Below are 25,208 nucleotides of genomic sequence, written 5' to 3' on the forward strand. Positions count from 1 at the left end.
ACAAAAGGCTTCCAGATGGGAGCCTTTTGTTTTTGCCGTTATTTGTCTGGAGTGTAGCTGGCGATGAGGACCCCTGAGTCGGTTGAGCGAATTTCTTTTAGATTGAACATTTTCTGATCGGCATTTTCCTTGAACAGCCGTTTGCCTTCGCCTAAAATGAGCGGAAATGTCATCAAATGCAGTTCATCGATTAAATCATGCTTTAATAGAGTTTCAATAAGCTCTGCACTGCCGTAAACCAATAGCCGCTGACCGGTTTTTTTCAGCTTTGCCACTTCCTGCGCTGCATTGTCAGTAATCAAGCGTGCGTTCCATTCTGTACGCTTCAGGCTGGTGGAAACAACATACTTTGGCAGTTGGTTCATTCGGTCGGCAAAACCCTCTTCATCTTCAGCTGCTGGCCATGCTGCAGCGAATCCTTCGTATGTCACCCGTCCAAGCAGCAACGCGTCACTGCGAAACAATAAATCGAGTTGAAATTTGGCTATTTCATCATCCCAGTAGGGTGCAGTCCAGGATGGTTCTTCCATAACCCCATCAAGTGTCAAATACATTGCTACAATGATTTTTCCCATAACTATTCCCCTTTCTTTTAAGAGAGGCGTTGTTGAATCATATGCTTCAAAGTTAGAAAAAATAATAGTACAATGGTCCTTTTTTAGACGTGCTTCGATTTAGTAGCTCTCTAGAATTAATTCTAGCCTGAAAGAAAATATCCTTTAATTAAAAAAGATAACTGAATATTAGTATATGAAAAGGGTACAAAGTTAAAGAATGAAAAAAAATATTAATTTTTTGTCAAAAGACTAACAGTTCTTATTACTTATAAAGTAAACTATAAATACCAGAAAAGGAGGAGATGAAATATATGCAGTGTAATAATTGCTCAGTTACAGATATCAAATTTGAAATCCGGTTGGAAGGTGAAACGAATCTTTCAGCGTTACAGATAGTTATAGATCATTTGGAGAGAAGAGAAATCGAGGTCATCACCAAAGGAAACAAGTTGCAGATGAACGAGAAAGGTGCCAGAGAATTCCTGGACTTTTGCAGTGATTTATTGGATGTGGAACGAGTTGTGTTTCGCATTGATCAAGAAGCATGGCAGCCATTAAAAGGGATGGCGAATGTGTTCGCAACGGAATGGATAGACGACGTAATAAAAAATGAACGGCTTACGTGCCATTATCAGCCAATTGTGGATGCAAACGAAAGCATCTTTGCGTACGAAATGCTGGCGCGTTTCCAGAACGAAGACGGGTCGATGATTTACCCAAACGAAATTTTTCCAGCTGCAAAATCCCGAGGACGCTTGTATGCACTGGACCGGGTCTGCAGAATGACGGCTGTAAAATATTCCGCTGCGTTAAAAGGAGAAAAGGCATTCATCAACTTTATTCCGACTTCCATTTATTCACCTGAATTTTGCTTGCGCTCGACAATCGATTTATCTGAGCAATTAGGGGTAAATCCAAAATCATTGGTATTTGAAGTTGTGGAAACGGAAAAAGTAGATGATGTGGATCATTTGAGAGAAATTCTGACTTATTATCGAGAAAGAGGATTTGATTATGCACTGGACGACGTGGGTGAAGGGTACAGCACAATTGAACTTTTGGCGGATTTAAAACCAAAATACATGAAGCTGGACATGAAGTATGTCCAGAATGTCGTGAATGATGAAGAAAAACAGAGAATTGCCAATAGATTTTTAGAAAAGGCGTTGGAAGTCGGTTCGATCCCATTAGCGGAGGGCATCGAAACACGCGAAGACTTTAATTGGTTGAAAGAGCGCGGGTATCAATTATTCCAAGGCTATTATTTCGGGAAACCAGCATCTTCTCCTTTGTACGATCATCATATAGGAGCGTAAATCGGAATTCTCGTTTTTATATAAGAGGAACATCGTCAAATCATGCTTCCTCAAAAAAACACAGTAAGCTCCGAAAGGAAGCTTACTGTGTTTTTGTCTGTCATTTTTTTAACAACAAATAAATAAAATAAGGCGCTCCAATCAGTGCGGCCATAATGCCTGCGGGAATTCCAGCAGGTTCAAGCAAGTTCCGGCCGACGGTGTCTGCCAGCAGCAAGAGCCAGCCACCAATCAAGATAGCAAGCGGCAAGAACATTTGGTGGCGCGGACCGACGATGGCTTTTGCAATATGCGGAGCCATCAGTCCAATAAATGCAATTCCGCCGGTAACCGAGACAGCGGCAGCAGCAAGCGCAACAGCGGCCAGCAACAGCACGATGCGCTCTTTTTCAATGGAAACGCCGATGCCTACAGCGACAGAGTCACTAAGGCCAAGCACGTTCATGCGATTGGCTTTGTACATAGCAAATGGAATCAGCACCAACAGCCAAGGAAGAATGGCCACAATGAACGGCCAATCCGCTCCCCAAATATTGCCGGCCAGCCAGTTGGCGATAAAATCAACTTTTTCCGGTTCAGCAGAAGAAATTAAAACAATCATAACGCCCGACAATGCCATCGAAAACCCAATTCCGACGAGCACTAGGCGAATAGGCTGCAAACCGGTAACACGGGAATAGGAAAATGCGTAAATGAGTGCTGCAGTCGCCAGCGCTCCGCCAAACGCGACAAGTGGCAATAAATAAACAAAAGCGCCTGCTTCCACAGGAATGAACAAAAAGAAAACGGAGATCGCAACACCAGCACCTGAGTTGATGCCGATAATCCCTGGATCAGCCAAGTCATTACGCGTCACACTTTGCAAAATAGCGCCGGACAAAGCCAAAGCCATACCGGCCAATACAGTAATTAAAATTCGCGGCAAACGGATGGAAAACAGGATAAACTCTTCTTTAAATGTTCCTTGGCCAAAAATGGCCGGAATTAGTCTGTCGTAGGAGATAGGTGAATAGCCTAAACCCATGCTGGTGATTGCTGTCAGCAAGATCAAAGCAAGTAAGGAATAATACGATATTCGTTGTTTTTTGCGTAAACTTGGATGGATCATGCGAATGCTTTGCCTCCTTTACGGACAATAATCAGGAAGAACGGCAATCCGATGATCGCGATGATTGCTGCTACGGGTGTTTCAAAAGGTGAATTAATGGTACGGCCGATGAGGTCAGCCAGCAGCATGAAAATGGCTCCAGCAACAGCAGACATTGGAATGATAAAGCGGTAATCGGTCCCGACAACAGAACGGACAACATGGGGAATCATCAAACCGATAAAGGCCATATTGCCTGCAAGTGCAACGGCGGCTCCTGCAAGAAGCGTAATGACTACAAACAGAACGGCTTTGATTTGCGCCGTTTTTTGACCAAGACCAATTGCAGCTTCTTCACTTAAGCTGAGAATGGTCAATTGGCGTGACAGCATCAATGCAATCAGCAGTGAAACCGCGATAAACGGCACAACCACCTGCAGCTGTCCCCAGGAAGTGCCGATCAACCCACCAGCTGTCCACTGAGAGACATTTTTCGAGATATTGAAATACAGGCCAATCCCTTCAGCAATCGCTGTCAGAAAGGCTGAGATGGCAGCTCCGGCAAGGACGATCCGAAACGGCGAAAAGCCGCCTTTTTTGACAGCACCGATGCCAAAAACCAATGCAGCACCAGCTGCTGCTCCAATAAAGCAGGCAATCATAATCCCAAAATAATTGGCAGCAGGAACAAAAGCTAACGTGAAAGCAAGCGCCGCATTGGCACCGGCGGTCAAACCAAGAAGACCCGGATCAGCCAGCGGATTGCGGGTCATGCCCTGCATCATTGCTCCGGACACTGCAAGTGCAGCGCCGACAAAAATAGCAGCAATTTCACGCGGCAGCCGGATTTCCCGAATAACCCCGATACCATCGCTGGAACTGGTTGAAAACAACGCTAACCCGACTTCTTTTAAGCTAATATCCGCCGCTCCGAAAATCAGCGAGACGATGAGTGTCAGCACCAGCAGAAGCAGGCTTAAGATAAATTTAATTGGAAAGGAAACTTTAGGGCTCATTAATCATCATCTTTTCCTGAGAATAAAAGAGGAATTCTAAAATCAGAATTCCTCTTTTTTAGTATACAAGTTGAATGGAATTATTCGTTATATAAGTTGAACTACTGAATCGTACGCAGCAGATACTTCATTAAACATCGCTAATGAAGCAATTTCTCAGCGCTGGCGCGTCATAGGCTAGGCGAGAGCCATGCCCGAAGCGGCCGAGCGGTTTATAAAAGGATAATTCTACAGCAATCTTACTGGCCTAAAAAGTTTTCGATAAAGAATTCCAATTGGTATTCCAAAGAAATTGGATCGTTAAAGTAAAATTCTTTGGCATCAGCTTCAAAGATTTGCCCGTTTTGAGCAGCAGGTGTGTTTTGGTATAGGTCCGTTTCCTGGAATGAGTTGTCTTGTGTGCTGTCTTTGCTGAAGATAACGTAATCACCCATGTATTCCGGCAGCACTTCCTGAGAAAGCATATAGTAACCGTCTGCTAAAGCCATTTCTTTCACTTTTTCAGGCATTTTCAATTTCATTTCCTGGTAAAGAATTTCTGTTCCGCGTCCCCAGTTGTCTCCGAATACATAGATTTGCTTATCGAAGTTTTCGATAACGGAAACAGTTGCGTCTTCGCCGATTTCAGCGCGAATTTCTTCGCCGGCTTGCTGTGCCCGTTCCTGGAAGTCGGTAATCCAAGCTTGTGCTTCATCTTCTTTGTTTAATACTTTGCCGATTTCCAAATGTTGCTCCAAATAGCCGACATTGCCGTAAGTGAATGTGACAGTCGGTGCGATTTCACTCAATTTATCGATGTTGGGTGTAGTTGAAGCGCCAATGATTAAGTCTGGTTCCAATTCGATGATTTTCTCTAAATCTGTTTCTGCTACTTCTTCAATGTCTGCCAGCTCTTCTTCAAAACGCGGATTGTTTTTTGCCCAAGAAGTTACTCCTACCATAGGAACGTCCAAAGACATTGCGTCACCGGTGTAAGAAGTGAGCATGACTACACGCTGTGGATCTGCAGGAACTTCGATAGGTCCGCTTTCCGATTCATATGTAATGGTATCAGAAGTTTGGTCAGCCGTTGCGGTTTCTGTTTCTGTTTCCTCAGTGGTTGACTCAGAATTGCAGGCGCCAAGAATCAGCAGCAAAGTAAATAAGAATAGAGGCAAAAATAATTTTTTCATGTCGGTTAGACTCCTTTGATTAAGTTATATGTGGTGCACATCGGTTTTTGTGTTCGCGGATCCAGCCCGATTTCAGCGTCGATTCGGAATACTTCTTTTAGAACGGGTTGTGTAATGACTTCGTGGCAGTTGCCAGCTTTGACGATTTGGCCATCTTTCATGGCGATGATGTGATCGGCAAAACGCGCCGCCTGGTTCAGGTCGTGAAGCACCATAATGATGGTCCGTTCCTGTTCCCGGTTTAGTTGCTGCAGCAGTTCCAAAATTTCCAGTTGGTGGGCCATGTCCAAGTAAGTGGTTGGCTCATCAAGAAAGATCATTTCGGTTTCCTGTGCCAGCGCCATCGCAATCCAAACACGTTGGCGTTGACCGCCGGACAAGGCGTCAACCGGATGGTATTTGAAGAATTGAGTGCCGGTGACGTCAAGTGCCCAGTTGATAATTTCGTAATCCCTTTTTGACAGTCGGCCAAAACCTTTCTGGTAAGGAAAGCGGCCGTAAGAAACCAGCTCGCCAACCGTCAAACCGGCGGCACTGTCAGGTGTTTGTGGAAGAATGGCCATCTTTTTTGCCAGGGACTTTGTGTTTTCCTGGGCAATATTGCTGCCATCCAATACCACAGTTCCGGATTGATGCGAAATCACACGAGTTATCGCTTTTAGCAGCGTTGATTTGCCGCAGCCGTTAGAACCAATGATTGTCGTAATTTTTTTGTCTGGAATTTGGACGGTCAAATCTTTGACAATCAAGCGGTCTCCATAGCTGATATTTAGCTCCTCGGTGAACAAACGCACCATCCCAAAAACCTCCTTTTCTAAATTAAATATCTTTTTCGTTGATAATGATTCTCAATTTCAGTACAATCAATACTATAAGACTAATTTCAAGCATTGTCAATACGTAATATAGAGGGATAGGAGTGAAAATAAATGGTGAAAAACGAGCTTTTTGATGTAACGATTATAGGTGGGGGTCCTGCGGGGCTTTATTCGGCTTTTTACAGCGGTTTGCGGGAAATGAAAACGAAGATTATCGAATTCCAACCGCAATTGGGTGGCAAAATTCACGTCTATCCAGAGAAGATGATTTGGGATGTAGGAGGACAGCCGCCAATCCAAGGGGCAAAGCTTATCGATCAATTGGTTGCACAAGGGCTGACATTTCACCCGGAAGTTGTATTGAATGAAAAGGTAGAGTCGGTAGCGAAAAATGAAGAAGGACTATTTGAATTAATCGGTTCGTCTGGCCGCGTGCATTTATCGAAAACGGTCATCGTCGCAGTTGGCGGCGGCATCTTGAATCCGCAAAAGCTGAAAATTGAAGGCGCAGAACGTTTCGAAGTATCCAACCTGAATTACACAGTCAAATCACTAGGGCGTTTTAAAGACAAGACGGTCCTGATCTCCGGCGGCGGAAATTCAGCGATCGATTGGGCCAACGAACTTGAGCCAATTGCCAAGCAAGTTTATGTGACGTACCGTAAACCGGAACTGGCGGGTCACGAAGCACAAGTATCGCAATTGTTGAACGGTTCGGCTATTTGCTGCCTGAATACCAACATTACACGCCTGATTGCTTCAGACGATCGGGATGCTATTGAGTTTGTCGAACTGACTCATCAGGAAACAAGAGAAATCCAAGTGTTGCCGATTGATGAAATGATCATTAATCACGGCTATGAACGCGACATCAGTTTGCTTGGAAACAGCCCATTGGCTATTGAAATTGCGGATGACTATTACATTGCCGGTACGCCGAGCAGTGAATCTTCAGTGGCTGGCCTTTTTGCAGCCGGAGACATTCTCCAGCATGAAGGAAAATTGAATTTGATTGCCGGAACTTTCCAAGATGCGGCCAATGCAGTCAACAAAGCCAAGCATTATATACAGCCGGACGCCCACAAAATCGCGATGGTGTCTTCCCACAATGAAGTATTCAAAAAGCGCAACAAGGAATTGGTTAAACAATTATTGGTGTAGGCAAAATCTGTGCCGGATTGTTTGAAGCAGCCTAAACAGAGGTATAGAAGGCTGTTAAGAAAATTCGGAGGAGGAATTGGCAATGGAATTAAAAGATTATGGAGCAGAATCGTTCGTAGTAAATATTGAAGAAGCGACGAAACAAAATGATACATTCCGCACCGCATTATGGACAGGGAAAAACCTTCAGGTAACCGTGATGAGCATTGAAGCAGGGGATGACATCGGCCTGGAAGTCCATGAAGAAGGCGATCAATTCCTTCGGGTTGAAGCTGGAAAAGGATTTGTCCAAATGGGCGACAGCGAAGAAAACCTGACATTTGAAGAAAACGCCGAAGACGACTATGCCATCATGATTCCAGCAGGAAAATGGCATAACGTCACAAATACGGGCGATAAGCCATTAAAAATCTATTCAATTTACGCGCCGCCTGAACATCCACACGGCACGGTCCATAAAACCAAAGCGATTGCTGACAAAGCAGAAGAAGAGGAAGAATAAAAGCCATTGTAGCAAAGGAACTCCGCTTCCCATCGCAAGAGTTAATAATGTATACCAACTAACACTTCACACTGTAAAAAACTTCTGGTAACTCAGAGTTTCTGCGGTTGAAGTGTTTTTTTAATTTACAATGGATTTAGATTTTATTTGGAAAAAATGTATAATTTAATTAATGTAATATTTCGGTTTTTAAATAAGGAGTGTTTGGATGGCACGTTGTACTAATTGTAATCATAAATGGAAAGCGAAAGATATTTGGAAACTTGGAATTTCTAAGAACGGGAAAGAATGTCCAACCTGTAAAACTCAACAATATGTTTCCTTTCAAAATGGAGGACTTTTGATGGGGCTTGGATATTTGAGTGGAGTTGTGGGTCTTTTGCTAATCATCTTTTTCCCTTTCTACATTAAGCTAAGTGATACGAACGAAGCGCCGTTAGGATAACTGATCGGTGTTTTATTGGAAAAGAGAGAAGATAATGCCAACCTGTCAAAACTGCAATCACAAATGGAATTGGTCCAGTGCAGTCCTAATTGGTTTTAAAAACAATAAAAGTTGTCCGAACTGCGGAGAGCGGCAATATGTCATGCCAAAAACGCAATTAAGGATTTCTTTATTTACCTTTCTTCCCTTGTTCTTACTTGTATGTTTAAATTCCTTTTTCGATTTAAATAATCTCTTGTTCGTATCTTTTGCGACTGTATTTATTCTTGGTATGTTTGTCTTTATTCCTTTTACAATCAAGCTATCAAATGAACAAAAACCGCTTTGGTGACATCGAACAATTAAAAACGCCCAACCGTAGAAATTCAGAATTTCTACGGTTGGGCGTTTTTGGTAAGAAGGCATTTCTATACAGATTGAACTAATGATTTTGACTTGCTTGGAATCTACTCCAACTCTTAGCATCCGCGCGTTCTTTTTTGCCGTGCAGCATATAGTACAGGAACGCGATTGCCAGTACTGCAAAACCGAGAATCCCATACAGCGAACTATAGCCGATCAGCGGAATCACGAAGCCCAAAAGATAAGGGCCAAAGCCGAGTCCGGCATCCATCGAAATGAAAAACGTTGAAGTGGCAAGCCCCATCCGGTGCGGAGGGGTCAGCTTGACCGCCACGGCTTGTGCAGTCGATTGCATATTGCCGAAGCCCAAGCCAATCAAAGCCCCGGCAACGAGCAAGCCGGTGCTGCTGCTCGACAGGTTCAGCAAGAACAACCCGGCTGCGAAAACGGCGAAGGCTGGATACATAATAAAGTTGGCGCCTTTCAAATCCATCAGTCGACCGGTGAAAGGCCGGGAAACCAATATTGCCAAAGCATAAACCAGGAAGAAATAGCTTGCGGCTTCCACTAAATTTTCTTCCATTGCATAGAAGTTGATAAAGGAAAGCACGCTGGAATAACAAAGGGCAACCGCTAGACAAACAAGTGCGATTGGAACAGCTTTTGGTTCAATGTAATCGGAAATTTTAAATCCTTTTGTTTCGGTAGAGAAAGGAGGCGCCTCAATAGGCGGTACATATAAAAATAAAGACACAATTAAGCTGATCGTCCCTAAAGCTAAGCACAGTGCGAAAATCATTTCATAGCTGCTGTGCTGGCTCATCATCAACCCAATAAACGGACCAAAAGCAGTTGCCAATGTCGCACTGAGACTGAAGTAGCCAATGCCCTCACCTTTGCGCCTCATCGGAATAATTTGGGCAACAATGGTTCCGGCTGCGGTGCTTGCCATACCTAAAGTCATGCCGTGCAGAAAGCGGTTAAGCAGCAGAAACGACAGTCCCAGGTTCAGGAAATAGAAGAACGTGGTCAATGTAAACAAAGCAAGGCCGATGATCAATGTTCGTTTGCGTCCAATTTTATCAATTGTACGTCCGATGACCAGCCTCCCAGCCAAAGCACCCAGGATGAAAATCCCGGTAACCAGTCCAGCTTCACTTGTCGAGGCGTTATATTCTTCGACGGCGTATACAGCGATGGTAACCATCAAGAGATAGAAAATAAGGACTAAGAAAAAGTTCACTAAAGCGGTCACAATAAAATCTTTTGTCCATAAAGCGGGTTTTGAGTTGTTCAATAGAAATGCTCCTTGCCAAGTAATGTGATTCGAAAGACAGAGAAATGGATGGGCACAAAAGAAACAGACAGCCCATACCAGGCTATCTGTCTATTTTCATTAGTTTGAAGTTTTCGCTTCAATCAAAGCAGCGATTTTGGTGATAACCAATTCACTGCCAAGCATCGGTGATTCTTTTTTGGGTTCGTTGCTGTCTTCTTTTGCTTCTGGACGCTTGTGCGCTTCTTTAAAAATATCGCTGGTTTTCCAGGCTTCAAAATTTTCAAGCGTCTCCCAGTACATATTAACGTTCAATTCATCGTACTCCGTCAAGTCCTGTGTGATTGTCACTTCAACTTTGACGAAGCCTTCCATTTCCTGCAAAGCACCCGGACGGGCAAAGTTAGGTGCCATTTTTTCTGCAAAGCCTGGTTTCATTTTAATGCGGTTAGTTACGATATACATCAAGAATCTCTCCTTTTTCATTTAAATTTATGTTGCTCACTGGTATTCACTTTATCACATTCTGTAAATTGATGTGCATTCTACCGTACCCGTCATCTTTTCCTATTCAATTAGTAAACGGTGAATTATAATTGTAAGAATATTGGAAACGAGGAGATAGCGATGCAACAAATAAAAAGTTTTTGTTGGGTTGGAAGCGACAACGCATATGTCGATCAACCAAAGGTTCTGCAAATCGATCAATTGGTAATTGGGCGATTTGGCGGCAACTCTGCTGCTGGCCAGACAAAGAATGAAGATGGCTGCCTGATGTGGGTGCATGAAAAAGACGAGTGGGAGTTCATCATGATTCTGGATGCGCACAATACAGCTCAAAGCGCTGAGCTGGTTGTTGAACAAGTAGAAAATTATCAAAAAGCGCTCACTTCTCTACTGTCAAGTAAGGTGAGTGTTGGGTTTTTCAGCAGTATTGAGACGTGTCTGCTGCAGTTGTTCCAGGAAGAGCAGTTTAAGGAAGCGTGCCGAAATGTGCAAGGGGAGACGGCGTGCCTGATAGCAGTTAGAAAAGAAAACTACCTATACTGGTTTTCCATCGGTGATTGCTTGCTGTACGTTTTTCACCCCGAATTGGCTGCTTTTGGCCAGTACCAGATCAATCAGCGCCAGTTTTACGAATGGGTTGGGCAAGTAAATACCTTCGAGCAACAGGTTCCATGTTTCAGCAGCGGGGTGAGAGAATTACGGCAAGGAGAAAATCAGCTCCTGCTGACAACAGACGGACTGGTGGAGTGTCCAGGTGCAGTATTGGCTGAACCTGATAGCATTTGGCAGCAATGCAAGAACAGAACAACAATTGAGGGAGTGGCTGCATTACTAGACACCATACAAAAAAACCACGTTCGCGACAGCACGACCGTGGTTTCATGGAAAGTAAATGTACAGGAGCAAGCAAGCTATGCCAGCAATCAATAACTTTCGCTTTTGTTCAGATGTACTGTGCAATTATAGAGCGTGCAATCCCATCGGCTTTCAGCGTTTTTCAAAATTGTAATGGATGTATTGTCCATGGAAGTTTCTGTGAACTTTTCAGGCAGAAGTTTTTGCAGCGTAAGGCCGATCAAAGCCCCGTGGCTGACAAGCAGTACGCGTTGGCCCTTGAAGTTTTTTAGTATGTCCTCAAGACAAGCGACTCCTCGCTCCGTTGCTTTGTCCAAGTTCTCCATTGCCAAATCATGTTCGCGCCAGTTTGCACCCCATTTTTCAAGGCGCTCGGCTTCGGTCGTGCCTTCGATTTTGCCGCCGCTTCTTTCACGCAGCCGCGCATCAAAATGGTTGACTGGCAAAAAGAGTTTTCGGCCAATGATTTCAGCCGTTTCTTTTGCGCGGGACAGATCACTGGAGATGATCAAGTCCCAATGTTCTTCTGCAGCCAAACGGTTTGCAAGCGACTCCGCCTGCTGCCGGCCCGTTTCGTTCAACGGGACATCCGAAGATCCTTGTGCAATGCCTTGAATGTTCCAATCTGTAATGCCATGCCGTACGAAACCAACTGTAGTCAATAAAGCCATCTCCTTTGGTGTTACTTAATAGAATAACTGAAATGAAACTTTAAGAAAAGAGGGTGACAATCCATGAAGAATCTACAGACAGTCTACCGAGAACTGCCGAGAATCGAAACAGGACGGTTGCTTCTTAGGAAAATAACAATGGAAGACGCTGCAGATCTTTTTGCTTATGCTTCACATCCAGAAGTGTCCAAATATTTGCCGTGGCAAATGCATCAATCGATAACAGATTCTAAGGCATTCTTATCTTTTATTCTAGAAGGCTATGATCGGCAGTCTAAATTAACGTGGGCTATCGAATTGAAAGCAAACGGCAAGATGATTGGCACCATTGATTTTATCAGCTGGAGTCCGAAACGCCACAAAGCGGAAATTGCTTATGTGCTATCGCCTGAGTACTGGGGGCAAGGGCTGATGGCTGAGGCCGCAAAATCCTTGCTTTCTTTCGGTTTTAAAAGTATGGCGCTGAACAAAGTAGAAGCGCCCATTATGCTGGAAAACAACCAATCCCAGCGTCTGGCTGAAAAACTGGGCATGAAGCGGGAAGGAATCGCCCGGCAGCATATGATCATTAAAGGTGAATTTGTGGACCTCGCAATGTATGCGGTGCTAAAGAGCGAATTCAAACCGGTTGATTAATGGTAGAAAGTAAAAGAAGCTACCAAAAGGCAGCCTCTTTTACCAGATTATGCAGTTTTTCGTTTCTTTTCATTTTTATCAATAACGGTGCTTCCGACCAGGTCGCCAGTAACGTTCAGTGCCGTGCAGCCCATGCCGACCAATGCGTCAATGGATACCAGCAAGGCAACAGCTTCCATCGGTAAGCCCAGTTGGACAAACACCGTGGAAATCATAACAATTCCAGCACCTGGAACACCAGCAGTTCCGATGGACGCCAAAGTTCCGATTAGCACGACCAGTAGCATTTCGGAAAGACTTAACGGATCGCCGACTAGATTCGCTGCAAAGACGGCAGAAACAGCAATCCGGATGGCGGCTCCGTCCATATTGATGGTCGCGCCAAGCGGCAGGCTGAATCCGTACAGGCTTTTCGAAAGCCCCAGATTTTTAGCAGCGTCCAAGGTCAACGGCAAAGTTCCTGAACTGCTTTGTGTGACAAATGCAGTCAGCATCGGTGTACGCGCCTGTTTGAAAAACTCTCCCGGTTTTACTTTGAATACGAGTAAAAGCAAAGTGTAAAGAATAAGCTGGACGATTAGAGCAATGTACAAGACGAGCACCATTTCACCCAGTGATAAAAGTGTGTTGAACCCTTGGCTCCCCACAGTTTCGGCTATGATGGCGAAAATTCCAATTGGCACGTACTGCAGCACAGCTTTCAACACCAGCATGGTCATTTCGTTCAGCGCATTGACGGTTTTATACAAATGTTCGCCTAAGCTTTCCAATTCATTAGACTGGCGCATATAAGACAGTGCGATGCCGAAAGCAAAGGCCGTGAAAATGATGCCAAGCAAGTTAAGCTCTGTAAAAGCGGTGAAAATATTGGAAGGCACGATGTTCAATAGGACACTAACGATTCCAGGATTTTCCGGAACGTCAAAGGTTTCATTGCCCTGCAGCTGCATGCCCGTTCCAGGCTGGAAAAAACTAGCTACAGCTAATCCAACAATTATGGCAAATGCGGAACTGAAAGCGTAGTAGATAAACACCTTGCCGCCCATTCGTCCAAGATCCCCCGTGGAAGATTGGTTGATGCCGACCATCATGGTAAAGAGAATCAGTGGAATGATCAGGAAGGTCAACAAGTTCAGCAGTAAATCACCAAGCGGGGCCAGCACAGCTGCCTGCTCCCCAAAGATCAAACCGACGGCAATGCCGAGTATAAGTGCAACGGAAATTTTAAAAATCAATGATGCGTTCAAATAGCTTCTCCATAAGGCTTTCATGGTCTCACTCCTTTTTTAAATGGATAATCCTTATAAATTCTATCGGAATTAACCCTACTAACTTATAACAGACTGAGCGGGACTGTCAAAATGTCTGCTTATCTTGCAAAGCTTTAGGATCATCTAAACAAATACCCCCAACCAGTCCTGTAAGGAGCTAATTGGGGGTATTTAGAATAATTTATTGGCTGAATTGAAAATGGCCTTTGCCATTCGCTTTTACTTCGTACATGGCTTTGTCCGCTTTTTTCATTAAATCCATCGGAGTTTTAGCATCTGATGGATAGATGGCAATGCCGATGCTTGGCGGACTGAAAATTTCATTGCCATTGATGATGTGGGCTTGTTTTAAAGAAGCTAAAATTTTCTCTGCAGTCTGTGCAACAGCTGCTGTACCACTAATATGGCGCATGATTAACGTAAATTCGTCCCCGCCCTGCCGGGAAACGAGATCTTCACTATCAACGCAGTCAGTAATCCTTTTCGCAACAGAAATCAGCAGCCTATCTCCAATATCATGCCCTAAGGTATCATTGACTTCCTTGAAATGGTCCAAGTCGATAAACATAACCGCAAACATTTCGGTCAGCAATTCTGCTTCTGTCACGGCCTTTTTCAAAGACTCTCCAAAATATAAGCGGTTCGCTAAGCCGGTTAACGGGTCGTGATACGCTAAAAATTGAATTTTTTCTTCATTTTTCTTATTCTCTGTAATGTCTTTGCCGATCCCAAAAATGCCGACAATATCATTGCGTACCATGATCGGAATGTTGGTGACACTCAAGTAATGGAATTCACCAAATCGGCTGCGCATGGGCACTTCATAACTTTGAGGCTGTCCCTTCAGCGCATTTTCCAGGTACTTGGAAGCATGATGCTGCATATCTTTTTCAACGAATATTGAACTTTGAAGACCAATCAACTCGTTTTTTTCGTATCCGAAAAGTTGGGTGCTGGAAGGATTGGCGCTCTCGAAACGTCCAGTCACGTCAAGCGAATAGACAGCATCTGGATGATAGTCAAATAAAGATTTATAGCGTTGCTCACTGATATCAAGCTGCTCGGTTTTTTCTTGGTATTTTCGCAGCAATTGCTGATTTTCCAAAATAATCATGATCTGTCTAAGTATGACCAACAGGATAGAAATTCCTGAACCGACTGTCACGATATCAATGCTTGAAGATCGAGAAACCATGAAAACAAACAAGATTAAGACGGTAATGTAAGGCAATGAAAGTCGAAGGAAACTCAATTGCTGTAAAGGATGTTCTTCCAACCATGCCGGTTGGGTATTGAATGTATTTTCTGTACGCAAAACCCCTGAAAAACCGATGAGCAGAATAGCCAGGATGAACAGGGGATCAATGAAGCTGCCAGACTTGTATTGGCCCAAAGAAACCAAATGCAAATAAGCAGAATCGGCGATTATTTGAAAAAAGAGTCCCAGCGAAAGCACAAGCAGGCTGCTCGTGAAGGTGGATTTCTTTGCGCTGAGATAAATGCCGATCACTCCCAGCAAAAGGACTAAGTCCCCCACTGGATATGCCAGGGATATCATCAGTGCATACATAGAAATATCCCCAACTTCAATAATCGGGCTGAGCAAAAAATGCCAGCTGAAGGTAGAGGCAACGACCATAACAATCAGAACATCAAAAAGGAAAGTGATAAACTGATGTTTTTTGGTTTCTTTAACCAACTTAAATGAAAAAGCTGCCAAGTAAAAACCAAATTGAAGCAAGTAGAAAAAGTCAGGAGGTCCTGGAAAAGGTACTTCACTCAATAGAAGGTTTTCATAAATTACCCATAAAACCTCGGCCACGAAGTAACTCGAGGTCCCGATTGCAAGCAGCAGCCAAAAGATCTTTTCGTTGCCTGTACTTTTTCTTGAAGTTTGGAAAAGCCAGACGGAAGCAACCAGGCAGCCGGTGCTGGACAGGACATTCCCGCCTAATGTCAAAACAGCTTCATTGTCTGCCCAGACAGTCAACCAGACGAAATACAGCAGTATGGAACATATAATGAAACTCAGAGCCAGTCTTTTTTTATTTTTGGATTTCATTGGGTAAACCTCCCTGTTCAAAAAATCGAAATTAGTTAAGCTCCTGAACAGAGAGTTAACGGAGCATTTCCTGAAAAGTGCTTGTTATCATAGTACGTTATATCTACTGTAAATATAATGCTTTTTTTTATTATTTTAAGAAAAAATTATAAAAAATATGATTTCTCAATATTGCCACTGAATTGTCCAACCAGATACTGTTAATTGCAGGAAAAAGCCTCCTTCTTTTAGTAAAGAGGAGGCTTTTAAAGGATTAAAAATCAAAGTTGTCCGGATCTGGACCGACACGGCGATTTTCGTTCAATTGCGAAATCCGTTCCATGTCTTCATCGGTCAATTGGAAATCGAAAACCTGTGAATTTTGAATAATCCGCACTTCTTTGGTAGATTTCGGGATGGTCACGACACCATTTTGCAGATCCCAGCGAAGAATGACCTGTGCCACTGTTTTTTCGGTCTTAGCAGCAATTTCCACAAGTAAAGGATGATCCAGCAGTTCGCCCTGCATTAAAGGCGACCAAGCTTCCAGTTGAATGTTGTGCGCTTTGCAGAACTCGTGCAGCTCTTGTTGGGCCAAGTGCGGATGGTATTCCACCTGATTGACCATGGGCATGATTTCCGCGTCTTTCTTCAATTCCTTCAGGTGATGGATGTGGAAGTTGCTGACGCCAATTGCTTTGACTCGCTCTTCTTTGTATAGGGTTTCCAAAGCGCGCCACGTGTCTTTAAATTTTCCTTCCACAGGCCAGTGGATCAAGTACAAATCCAGGTAGTCCAAGCCCAGTTTTTTCAGGCTAGTTTCGTAGGCAGCGATGGTTTCTTCATAGCCTAGATCCGAATTCCAAACTTTCGAAGTGACAAACAACTCTTCTCTTGAAATGCCCGCTTTCTCCAAACCTTCGCGAATTCCTTGGCCAACGCCTTCTTCATTGCCGTAAGCTGCCGCTGTATCAATGCTGCGGTAGCCGTTAGCAATCGCAGCACGAACCGAATCGATAACTTCTGATCCTTCGTTGACTTTAAATACGCCCAGACCGAGCCAGGGCATATTGAAACCGTTATGCAACGTTGCAGTATCCTGCAAGTTTTTCATGTTCATCATCCTCCAGTTAGTTGATTGGTGTTTCGTGCAATTGGTGTGGAACAGGTTGGGTATGTGTTTCTTTGTTTTCCAAGTGGCGGCTCCAGGCGCTCAGCAAAACAGCGCCAAAAACCATGGTGGCGCCAATCCACGATGTGTGGATAAGGCCAATCGAGTCAGCCACTAAGCCTCCTAGAAATGCACCAATGGCAATGCCGGCATTAAATGCCGAGATATTGATGGCTGATGCTACATCCACGGCACTTGGTACGTAACGTTCTGCGAGCATCACGGCATAAACTTGCAGTCCGGGAACATTCATAAAAGCGAACAGTCCCATAATGATGATGGTGATAAGGCCTGCGACTTTGAACGGCGCGGTAAAAGCCAAGACCAGCAAAATGACGGACTGGATCAGGAACATATAGAACAAGGCTTTGATCGGATTTTGGTTGGCCAGCTTGCCGCCAACTGTATTGCCGATCGCGATGGCAATGCCGTAAATGACCAGAATGAGTGTGACCGTTCCTGCCTCAAATCCGGTCACTTCCTGCAGCAAAGGGGACAAGTAAGTGAATACGACAAATGTGCCGCCGTAGCCGAGAGCTGTAATGGCAAAAACCAGCAGCAACCGGCCGTTTGTGACCAGTTTGACTTGGTCACGGAAAGAAGTGCGGACGGCTTTTTTCAGGTCAGACGGAATCCAGACACTGTTTCCGATAAAGGCGATGATGCCGATGACGACAATGGCCATAAATGCCGCGCGCCAGCCAAATTGTTGCCCAAGGAATGTCCCGAAAGGAACGCCGGTAACTGTAGCAACTGTTAATCCGGTAAACATGATGGCGATGGCGCTGGCCCGTTTGTTTTCTGGAACCAAGTCAGCGGCAATGGTAGCCCCGATAGCCATGAATACCCCGTGGGCAAGAGCTGAAACCACTCGCGCCATCAGCAACACTCCGACCGTCGTCGCGGTTGCAGCAAGTACATTGCCGAGTATGAATACCACCATGATCCACAGCAACAGGGATTTGCGGGACATATTGGCTGTTAGTGATGTCAGGACAGGCGCGCCGAACATGACGCCTAATGCGTAAAGTGAAACCGTCAAGCCAGCGGTTGTCACGCTGATGGTCAAATCCTCCGCAATCATCGGCAACAGGCCAACGCTGATGAATTCGGTCGTGCCGATGGCAAATGCACTGAGTGCCAATGCCAACAAGGCTAAGGTACTTCTTTTTTTACGAATAGACATATTTTTTCTCCTCCAAATAGGTTTTCATCGATCAATTCGGGTCGATAGATGATAGTATGTGGTATGGAGTAATCAAAAGGAAGTACGCACTTTAAAGTGCTGTAGATACTTTTTAGTGCCTATAAGAAAGGGAGAAGCGCAATGGAGAAGAAATACAACATATCGGTAGAGGCAACTTTGGAAGTGATCGGGGGCAAATGGAAAACCGTCATTCTTTGCCATTTGATGCGCGGCAAAAAACGGACCAGTGAACTGAAACGGCTGATGCCGGATATTACCCAGAAAATGTTGACGCAGCAACTGCGTGAACTTGAAAGCGATGGAGTCATCAACCGCATTGTCTACAACCAAGTTCCACCAAAAGTGGAATACGAGCTGAGCGCATACGGCATTAGTTTGGAAGGCATCTTGAATTCCCTTTGTTCATGGGGCGATATGCATTTAACAAAAGTATACGGGGACAAATCTGAAGTATTGCGTGAAGGCATTTTAAATGAATAAAAGGATGGGAAATACATTTACATGCAATGCGATAAAATGCTAGGATATACAAAACAAAATGCCTTGAAGAGAAGAGTAGGTCAGTCCATTCTTTCCAGAGAGTTCCGGCAGCTGAAAAGGAACAAGGGTGGATGATTGAAACAAAACTCTGAGCAGCACATCGGAACCGTTTTAAGGGGATGGTGTGACAGGAGCTCCTGTTACAGAGCTAAAGTATAAGCAGGAATTCTGCCGTACTTGATGAGTTCGATGTGGCGACATGTCGAAACAACTGGAGTGGCACCGCGAAACCGAATCTCGCCTCCAAGACAATGGTCTTGGAGGTGGGATTTTTTGTTTTTCAAAAAAGGTGGAGTGGGGGAATAGAAGATGGCTTATTGGAAAGCGCCATTCATTATGTTGATGGCCATTGGAATAGCGAATATCGGAGCGTGGGTGTATCTGATCGCAATGAATGTCCTGGTTTTGGAAGTGACGGGAGGTTCCGTGTTGGCGGTATCGGTTCTCTACTTAATGCAGCCAGCAGCATCTGTCCTGACAAATGTATGGGGAGGAACTTTAATCGACCGGATGAACAAAAGGTCGATTCTGATTACTTTGGATATTTTTCGGGCATTGTTGATCGGTTTCTTGCCTTTTGTCACTTCGCTGCCTGTTATTTACGCGATCGTTTTTGCGGTTGGGATCGGAAGCTCTATTTTTCAACCCGCTTCTATGGTCTACATTACGATGCTGCTGGACTCAACGCAGCGGAAGAGATTTAATGCTTTTAGAAGTCTTGTTGATTCAGGCGCATTTTTGGTGGGGCCTGCCGCAGCTGGTTTGCTGCTGTTATTCGGACCGCCAAGCTTAGCACTTTATATAAATGCAGGTGCACTGCTCATTTCAGCCTTGTTGACGATGATGCTGCCAAATCTAGGGAAAGAAACCTCTGGTGTGGGTACTTTTTCGCTTCACTTATTGCGGAGTGACTGGCATATTGTGAAAGATTTCAGTCTTCGAAACCTTGACGTTATGAGAGTGTACTTTGTTTTCAGCAGCATCCTTTTGCTTGCAGCGGCCTTGGATTCACTGGAAGCCGCTTTTTCCATAACCGTTTTGGGTCTGTCCGACCAACGCTATGGATTATTGGTCAGCACCGCTGGACTTGGAATCATTGCCGGTTCAATCATCGTTTCGATATGGGCCAATCAACTTTCTGTGGCATTTTTGATAGCAAGTGGTGCGGTATTCACCGCTGTCGGGTATTTGTTCTATTCGGTATCTATCGGCTTTGAAGGAGCGGCTGCCGGATTCCTAATTTTGGCGTTTTCCTTAGCTTTCGCCAACGCCGGATTCCAGACCTATGTACAGGACCATATTCTGGTTGCGGTGATGGGCAGAGTCCTCAGTATTTATGGCTTGGCAGAAGCTTTAGCCGTCATCCTGCTAACCTTGTTAGTAGGAGCAGCAGCAGAACTTTTTTCCATACGGCCAGTAATCGTTAGCGGATCAGTGTGGATGTTGCTGATGAGCATTCTAGTAGTTTTTACATTGTTGAACAACAGGAGTAAATATCTCGATCCCGCAGCTAATTCACCAGTAGGACTTGAACGGAGTAAGCTATCAAAATGATAAAAGGCCGGTCCTTTAAAACAGGAACGGCCTTTTATGCTATAAGCGTTTATGCGACATCGCTTCACGCATATCCTGAAGAGCTTTTTTGCCTTCATTGCCACGGGCGATCATCAAATTGGTGTAAAGCGCATCGATCAAACTTAATTGGCCGATTCGAGATGACAAGGCTTCAGAACGAAAATCGGTTTCTTCAGAAACTGTGTACAGTGCAATGTCCGCGTCTTTTGATAAAGGGGACTTCGCAAAGTTGGTGACAGAGATGATGGTGACGCCTTTTTCCTTTAAAACCCGCAGGACGTCAAGAACATCAGTGGTCGTACCAGAATGGGAAATGACAATCGCCACATCGTCTGATCGAAGTTGGGATGCGGCCATCAGCTGCATATGGGAGTCGAGGTTCATGGAAACTTGCAGTCCGAGACGGACAAATTTGTGGTAGCCGTCCATGGCCACCATAGCGGAACCGCCGTTGCCATAGAAGTCAATTTTTCGGGCCGTCATCAGTTTTTCTGTGGCTTGCGCCATTGCTTCCGCATCCACAATCTGAAGCGTATCTTCCAGTGTCTTGATATTGGACCGGAATACTTTTTCTGTGACTGCGCTGATGCTGTCGCCTTCTTCAATTTTTTCGTGAATGTCTTTTAATGGCGCCACTACTTCTGCGGCAAGCGAAATTTTAAAGGCTTGAAATCCTTTAAACCCGATTCGTTGGCAAAAACGGAAAACCGTCGACTCGGCCAATCCCAGTTCATCGGCGATTTGATTGATGGTCAAATGAATAATATTCTTTGGATCGTTTAATACATAATCGGCAATTTTTTTTTCTTTTTCACTGAAATGGCGGTAACTACCGCGTATGGCAGCCAGCGCAAATTGCTGTTCTTTCATGAACCGCGCCTCGTTTCTATAAAAGTATTTTCATCTATTATAGAATAACATGTTGCGTGTGGAAAAATATTTGATACAATGAGTTCATTAAGGAAAAATATTCTTTTATTCTTGAGGAGGATTTTACAATGGAAATTGGAATCATTGGTTTAGGGAAAATGGGATTGAACTTGGCGCTTAACTTGGCCGATCACAATCATACAGTAGTTGGATATGATAGCCATGCGACAATCGAGGAAAGCGGTTTCAGTCAAGTTTCTTCTATCGAAGAAATGGTTAAGGAACTTAAAGCACCTCGTACATTTTGGTTGATGGTGCCGGCGGGTGAAATTACAGAATCGGTTATCACTCAATTGGCGCCATTGCTTGAAAAAGGAGATTCCATTATTGATGGCGGAAACTCGAACTACAAGGATACGGTACGCCGTGCAGCAACCTTAAAAGAACAGGGTATCTACTTTTTTGATTGCGGAACAAGCGGCGGAACAGAAGGGGCACGCCACGGAATTTGTTCGATGATCGGCGGCGATGCAGAGAAGTTCAAAACCATTGAACCATTATTAAAAGATATCTCTGTAGAAGATGGCTATTTGTATACAGGAGAAGCAGGAAGTGGACATTTCTTAAAAATGATCCATAACGGAATCGAATACGGCATGATGCAGTCAATCGCAGAAGGCTTTGATATCTTAAACAAAAGCCCATTTGATTATAACTTTGAAAAAGTGGCTGGCGTTTGGAACAATGGCTCGATTATCAGCTCATATTTGATGGAAATGACGAAAAACGCATTTTCAAAAGATGCTAAACTCGACGGCATCAAAGGCGTCATGAATTCTTCAGGCGAAGGAAAATGGACCGTGGAAACGGCGCTTGATTTGAATGTGCCGGCACCGGTTATTACGTTGTCGTTAATGATGCGCTACCGTTCATTGGAAGACGATACTTTTGCAGGAAAAGTTGTTGCCGCACAGCGCAACGAATTTGGCGGGCATGCAGTAGAGAAGAAATAAGAGAGATTGTTAGAGGGTCACCTATATAGAAAGTGCAGAAATTCGCTGGCGTTCCGAGGGATGGGCGCCAGCTAAGCTCAAAGCAGAGCATAATGGCTAATTTCAACTTCAGTAGAATGAGCTGAAGTTGCACATTGAGGGGGAAAAAAATTGTCAGGTTCAACGTTAATTATGGTCGCGCTTGCAGGCATATTCTTATTATTATTCTTAGTTATTCGCACTAAATTGCATGCATTTGTAGCATTATTGCTTGTCAGTTTATTAGTTGGTATTGCTGCTGGCATGCCGCTTAACGAAGTTATTACATCCATTCAAAACGGTATGGGAGGCACACTCGGCTTTGTCGCTGTTGTCGTCGGCCTTGGCGCCATGTTTGGTAAAATGCTGGAAGTATCGGGTGGTGCAGAACGTTTAGCCGCTACGATGATCAGCAAATTTGGAGAAGACAAAGCACAATGGGCTTTGGGTGTTACCGGATTTATTGTTGCCATTCCTGTATTTTTTGATGTTGGCTTCATTATTTTAGTACCGATTGTGTACGGCTTGGCAAGAAAAACAGGCAAGTCGCTCTTGCATTACGGAATTCCGTTACTAGCTGGGCTTGCCGTTACGCATAGTTTTATCCCACCGACTCCGGGACCAATCGCAGTTGCTGAATTGGTCGGAGCAGAGCTTGGATGGGTTATTCTATTCGGGGTAATCGCAGGGATTCCAGCCATGATTTTAGCAGGACCCGTGTTCGGTCGTTTTATTGGTAAGCGGATTCATATTGAAATCCCGGATTACATGGAACTTGAAAAAAAGGAATACGACAAGGATCTGCCGAGCTTTGGAATGATCACATCGTTGATCTTGATTCCACTTGTTTTGATTCTATTGAATACTTTGTCAGGCGTATTGCTGGAAGAAGGCAATATGCTGCGTGAAATTTTAACATTCCTTGGACACCCATTTGTGGCATTGACCATTGCAACATTACTGACGTTCTACTTGCTGGGCACAAAGCGCGGCTATTCGCGCCAGGAAGTACAAGATATTGCGACCAAAGCGCTTGAACCTGCCGGGATTATCATTCTGGTAACTGGAGCAGGTGGTGTCTTCAAACAAGTCTTGATCGACTCTGGTGTCGGCGACGTACTTGGTGATATGATGGGCGACTCGGCTTTGCCGCCAATCGTTCTGGCGTTCTTGATTGCCACTGCAGTGCGTGTTGCGCAAGGTTCTGCAACCGTTGCCATGGTTACAGCAGCAGGACTCATTACGCCGCTTCTAGAAATGATTGGCATGACTGGACCTGCTTTGGGCTTGATCGTTATTTCCATTGCATCAGGTGCGACTGTTCTTTCCCACGTCAACGACTCAGGTTTCTGGCTGGTTAACCGTTATTTTGGAATGGATGTCAAAGATACTTTGAAATCCTGGACGGTCATGGAAACCATTATCGGCCTCACCGGTTTCGTGGTAGTCTTGATCATAAGCTTTTTTATCTAAATCAAACTTGAAAAGAAAAAGGGCAGTTTCCTTTTTCTTTTTCTTGTATATAGAGGAGGGCTCCTATGCCTGAGCAGTCGTATTATTTAGGAGTGGACATTGGTACCACTTCGACAAAAGCAGTTTTATTCAATAAATTTGGAAAAGTAATTGAAGCCGATACCGTTTTTTACGCATTGGAGACGCCGAGCCCGCTTATCGCCGAGCAGGATCCTGAAGAGATTTTCCGTGCCGTGCTAACTTCTATCCGAAAAACAATCCGTAAAAGCGGGATCGATCCGCAGCAGCTGAAACTTGTATCATTCAGTTCAGCCATGCACAGCCTGATTGCAGTGGATGCTGAAGGAAGCCTGCTGACGCAAAGCATCACTTGGGCCGATACCAGAAGTTCGAAACACGCCAAGTACATAAAAGAACAGCTGAATGGCCATGAGATTTATTTGCGTACAGGCACGCCGATCCATGCCATGTCACCTTTGGCAAAACTGGTTTGGCTGAAAGATGAAAAGCCGGAAGTCTGCAGGCAAGCAGCGAAGTATATTGGCATTAAGGAATATGTTTTTCATGAATTATTCGGAGAATATGTGGTCGACCATTCTATCGCTTCGGCGACAGGGCTTTTCAATTTGCAGGATTTGGATTGGGACAAAGAAGCATTGGCTGTAGCAGGTGTTGCGGCTGAGCAATTATCGCGTCCGGTTCCAACTACATTCAAGCTGACAGGAATCCTTCCGGAACACGCTCTGTTTATGGGCATTCCTGAAGACGTTCCATTTATCATCGGCGCAAGCGACGGCGTATTGGCAAATCTGGGAGCTGACGCGATCGAACCCGGCGTTCTTGCAGTGACAATTGGTACAAGTGGGGCCATTCGCACGGTTACGGCAGAACCGAAAACTGACCCAAAAGGCCGAACGTTCTGCTATGCGTTGACTGAAAATCACTGGGTTATCGGTGGACCCGTCAACAATGGCGGTATTGTCCTGCGCTGGCTGCGGGATGAGTTTGCGTCATCTGAAGTGGAAACTGCGAAGCGCCTGGGCATTGATTCGTATGACGTACTGACGAAAATCGCTGAGACGGTTAACCCGGGTTCAGACGGACTGCTGTTCCATCCTTATTTGACAGGAGAACGCGCACCATTGTGGGATGCCAATGCCCGGGGGTCGTTTTTTGGACTTAGCATCCATCACAAAAAGCAGCACATGATCCGTTCCGTGCTGGAAGGCATCGTTTATAACTTGTATACGGTCCTGCTGGCCGTCGAAGAACTGGCCGGCGAACCTGTTCGCATTCAGGCTTCAGGCGGCTTTGCCCGTTCGGAAATGTGGCGACAGCTATTGGCTGATGTTTTCGGCAAACCAGTGATCGTTCCAGAGAGTTTTGAAAGTTCGTGCCTTGGCGCTGTCGTTCTTGGCATGTACGCCACAGGGGAAATCGAGGATTTCAGCATCGTCTCCGAAATGATCGGGCAGACGCATACGCATGAGCCCGACGAAGCAGCGGCCGGCGTCTATCGCGAATTGCTGCCGATTTATATTCGCTTATCACGCTTGCTGACAGAAGAATACGAAAGCATTTCAAATTTCCAACGAAAGCATTTGGAGTGATGTGCGACACCCGGGACCAGAACGCTGGTCTCGGGTGTTTTTTTGCGGGGATTTCTTG

At 44.8% G+C, this 25,208-nt stretch carries 25 protein-coding genes and 1 other annotated feature; of the genes, 12 read left to right on the top strand and 13 right to left on the bottom strand.

Features of this window, described 5'->3' with window-relative positions; all coding sequences use genetic code 11:
- Positions 1-38 precede the first annotated feature (38 nt).
- Positions 39-575 carry a dihydrofolate reductase family protein gene (locus AC4EHK_RS00550; RefSeq protein WP_490976855.1) on the bottom strand — a complete coding sequence of 179 codons (537 nt, stop codon included), beginning with the start codon at positions 573-575 and terminating at the stop codon, positions 39-41.
- 293 nt (positions 576-868) lie between these two features.
- Here AC4EHK_RS00550 and AC4EHK_RS00555 point away from each other — a divergent pair, with 293 nt between their 5' ends.
- Positions 869-1,873 carry an EAL domain-containing protein gene (locus tag AC4EHK_RS00555; protein WP_490976856.1) on the top strand — a complete coding sequence of 335 codons (1,005 nt, stop codon included), beginning with the start codon at positions 869-871 and terminating at the stop codon, positions 1,871-1,873.
- Between the two features lie 100 nt (positions 1,874-1,973).
- Here AC4EHK_RS00555 and AC4EHK_RS00560 read toward each other — a convergent pair whose 3' ends face one another.
- The 4 genes from AC4EHK_RS00560 to AC4EHK_RS00575 form a co-directional block, all read right to left on the bottom strand.
- Positions 1,974-2,981, bottom strand: a complete 1,008-nt coding sequence (locus AC4EHK_RS00560) for a FecCD family ABC transporter permease (protein WP_490976857.1) — start codon at positions 2,979-2,981, stop codon at positions 1,974-1,976.
- Positions 2,978-3,976, bottom strand: coding sequence for a FecCD family ABC transporter permease (locus AC4EHK_RS00565; protein ID WP_490976858.1), 999 nt, complete (start codon positions 3,974-3,976; stop codon positions 2,978-2,980). Before AC4EHK_RS00565 ends, AC4EHK_RS00560 begins: the two co-directional genes overlap by 4 nt.
- Positions 3,977-4,215: 239 nt before the next feature.
- Entirely contained in the window at positions 4,216-5,148 is a 933-nt protein-coding gene (locus AC4EHK_RS00570) for an iron-hydroxamate ABC transporter substrate-binding protein (protein WP_490976859.1), read from the bottom strand.
- A 5-nt stretch (positions 5,149-5,153) separates the two neighbouring features.
- A complete protein-coding gene (locus AC4EHK_RS00575) occupies positions 5,154-5,945 on the bottom strand; it encodes an ABC transporter ATP-binding protein (RefSeq protein WP_308787380.1) in 792 nt (263 codons plus the stop codon).
- 132 nt (positions 5,946-6,077) lie between these two features.
- On the opposite strand from AC4EHK_RS00575, the gene AC4EHK_RS00580 reads away from it, so the two are divergent.
- The 4 genes from AC4EHK_RS00580 to AC4EHK_RS00595 all read left to right on the top strand — a co-directional run bounded on the left by AC4EHK_RS00580 (position 6,078) and on the right by AC4EHK_RS00595 (position 8,405).
- Positions 6,078-7,127, top strand: a complete 1,050-nt coding sequence (locus AC4EHK_RS00580; RefSeq protein ID WP_490976860.1) for an NAD(P)/FAD-dependent oxidoreductase — start codon at positions 6,078-6,080, stop codon at positions 7,125-7,127.
- An 82-nt stretch (positions 7,128-7,209) separates the two neighbouring features.
- Entirely contained in the window at positions 7,210-7,629 is a 420-nt protein-coding gene (locus tag AC4EHK_RS00585) for a cupin domain-containing protein (RefSeq protein WP_490976861.1), read from the top strand.
- Between the two features lie 208 nt (positions 7,630-7,837).
- Positions 7,838-8,074, top strand: coding sequence for a hypothetical protein (locus AC4EHK_RS00590; RefSeq protein ID WP_490976862.1), 237 nt, complete (start codon positions 7,838-7,840; stop codon positions 8,072-8,074).
- A 34-nt stretch (positions 8,075-8,108) separates the two neighbouring features.
- Positions 8,109-8,405, top strand: coding sequence for a TIGR04104 family putative zinc finger protein (locus AC4EHK_RS00595; protein WP_490977900.1), 297 nt, complete (start codon positions 8,109-8,111; stop codon positions 8,403-8,405).
- Between the two features lie 90 nt (positions 8,406-8,495).
- Here AC4EHK_RS00595 and AC4EHK_RS00600 read toward each other — a convergent pair whose 3' ends face one another.
- Both AC4EHK_RS00600 and AC4EHK_RS00605 read right to left on the bottom strand, forming a co-directional pair.
- Positions 8,496-9,713 (bottom strand): MFS transporter, encoded by a 1,218-nt coding sequence (locus tag AC4EHK_RS00600; RefSeq protein WP_490976863.1) that lies wholly within the window; start codon positions 9,711-9,713, stop codon positions 8,496-8,498.
- Positions 9,714-9,812: 99 nt separating this feature from the next.
- The gene (locus AC4EHK_RS00605) at positions 9,813-10,157 is read right to left on the bottom strand and encodes a heme oxygenase (protein ID WP_490976864.1); all 345 of its coding nucleotides are present in this window, start codon (positions 10,155-10,157) and stop codon (positions 9,813-9,815) included.
- A 162-nt stretch (positions 10,158-10,319) separates the two neighbouring features.
- Between AC4EHK_RS00605 and AC4EHK_RS00610 the strand changes: the two genes are divergently transcribed.
- Complete coding sequence (locus AC4EHK_RS00610; protein ID WP_490976865.1) at positions 10,320-11,129, top strand: protein phosphatase 2C domain-containing protein; 810 nt, start codon at positions 10,320-10,322, stop codon at positions 11,127-11,129.
- On the opposite strand, the gene AC4EHK_RS00615 is transcribed toward AC4EHK_RS00610, so the two are convergent.
- Positions 11,123-11,716, bottom strand: coding sequence for a histidine phosphatase family protein (locus tag AC4EHK_RS00615; protein ID WP_490976866.1), 594 nt, complete (start codon positions 11,714-11,716; stop codon positions 11,123-11,125). The genes AC4EHK_RS00610 and AC4EHK_RS00615 overlap by 7 nt on opposite strands.
- A gap of 72 nt (positions 11,717-11,788) precedes the next feature.
- Between AC4EHK_RS00615 and AC4EHK_RS00620 the strand changes: the two genes are divergently transcribed.
- Positions 11,789-12,361 carry a GNAT family N-acetyltransferase gene (locus tag AC4EHK_RS00620; protein ID WP_490976867.1) on the top strand — a complete coding sequence of 191 codons (573 nt, stop codon included), beginning with the start codon at positions 11,789-11,791 and terminating at the stop codon, positions 12,359-12,361.
- A 47-nt stretch (positions 12,362-12,408) separates the two neighbouring features.
- Here the strand turns inward: AC4EHK_RS00620 and AC4EHK_RS00625 are convergent, their stop codons facing one another.
- From AC4EHK_RS00625 to AC4EHK_RS00640, 4 genes are all read right to left on the bottom strand, one after another.
- Complete coding sequence (locus AC4EHK_RS00625) at positions 12,409-13,632, bottom strand: dicarboxylate/amino acid:cation symporter (RefSeq protein WP_490976868.1); 1,224 nt, start codon at positions 13,630-13,632, stop codon at positions 12,409-12,411.
- Between the two features lie 181 nt (positions 13,633-13,813).
- The gene (locus tag AC4EHK_RS00630) at positions 13,814-15,694 is read right to left on the bottom strand and encodes a DUF4084 domain-containing protein (protein WP_490976869.1); all 1,881 of its coding nucleotides are present in this window, start codon (positions 15,692-15,694) and stop codon (positions 13,814-13,816) included.
- Between the two features lie 253 nt (positions 15,695-15,947).
- Entirely contained in the window at positions 15,948-16,793 is an 846-nt protein-coding gene (locus AC4EHK_RS00635) for an aldo/keto reductase (RefSeq protein ID WP_490977901.1), read from the bottom strand.
- Positions 16,794-16,803: 10 nt separating this feature from the next.
- The gene (locus AC4EHK_RS00640; protein WP_490976870.1) at positions 16,804-18,030 is read right to left on the bottom strand and encodes an MFS transporter; all 1,227 of its coding nucleotides are present in this window, start codon (positions 18,028-18,030) and stop codon (positions 16,804-16,806) included.
- Between the two features lie 141 nt (positions 18,031-18,171).
- Between AC4EHK_RS00640 and AC4EHK_RS00645 the strand changes: the two genes are divergently transcribed.
- Together AC4EHK_RS00645 and AC4EHK_RS00650 are read left to right on the top strand one after the other, a co-directional pair.
- Positions 18,172-18,531 carry a winged helix-turn-helix transcriptional regulator gene (locus AC4EHK_RS00645; RefSeq protein ID WP_490976871.1) on the top strand — a complete coding sequence of 120 codons (360 nt, stop codon included), beginning with the start codon at positions 18,172-18,174 and terminating at the stop codon, positions 18,529-18,531.
- 54 nt (positions 18,532-18,585) lie between these two features.
- Positions 18,586-18,839 (top strand) — a binding site (T-box leader).
- A 61-nt stretch (positions 18,840-18,900) separates the two neighbouring features.
- Positions 18,901-20,145, top strand: a complete 1,245-nt coding sequence (locus tag AC4EHK_RS00650) for an MFS transporter (RefSeq protein ID WP_490976872.1) — start codon at positions 18,901-18,903, stop codon at positions 20,143-20,145.
- A gap of 39 nt (positions 20,146-20,184) precedes the next feature.
- Here the strand turns inward: AC4EHK_RS00650 and AC4EHK_RS00655 are convergent, their stop codons facing one another.
- Positions 20,185-21,036, bottom strand: a complete 852-nt coding sequence (locus AC4EHK_RS00655) for a MurR/RpiR family transcriptional regulator (protein WP_490976873.1) — start codon at positions 21,034-21,036, stop codon at positions 20,185-20,187.
- 128 nt (positions 21,037-21,164) lie between these two features.
- On the opposite strand from AC4EHK_RS00655, the gene gnd reads away from it, so the two are divergent.
- The 3 genes from gnd (at position 21,165) to gntK (ending at position 25,150) form a co-directional block, all read left to right on the top strand.
- Positions 21,165-22,049: a phosphogluconate dehydrogenase (NAD(+)-dependent, decarboxylating) gene (gene gnd, locus AC4EHK_RS00660; RefSeq protein ID WP_490976874.1), complete on the top strand. Its 885-nt coding sequence runs from the start codon at positions 21,165-21,167 to the stop codon at positions 22,047-22,049.
- 150 nt (positions 22,050-22,199) lie between these two features.
- On the top strand, positions 22,200-23,540 hold the full coding sequence (locus AC4EHK_RS00665) for a GntT/GntP/DsdX family permease (protein WP_490976875.1): 1,341 nt from the start codon (positions 22,200-22,202) through the stop codon (positions 23,538-23,540).
- Between the two features lie 65 nt (positions 23,541-23,605).
- On the top strand, positions 23,606-25,150 hold the full coding sequence (gntK, locus tag AC4EHK_RS00670) for a gluconokinase (protein ID WP_490976876.1): 1,545 nt from the start codon (positions 23,606-23,608) through the stop codon (positions 25,148-25,150).
- The last annotated feature ends 58 nt before the right edge of the window (positions 25,151-25,208 follow it).

It is taken from the genome of Planococcus sp. TJ-307 (assembly GCF_058268435.1).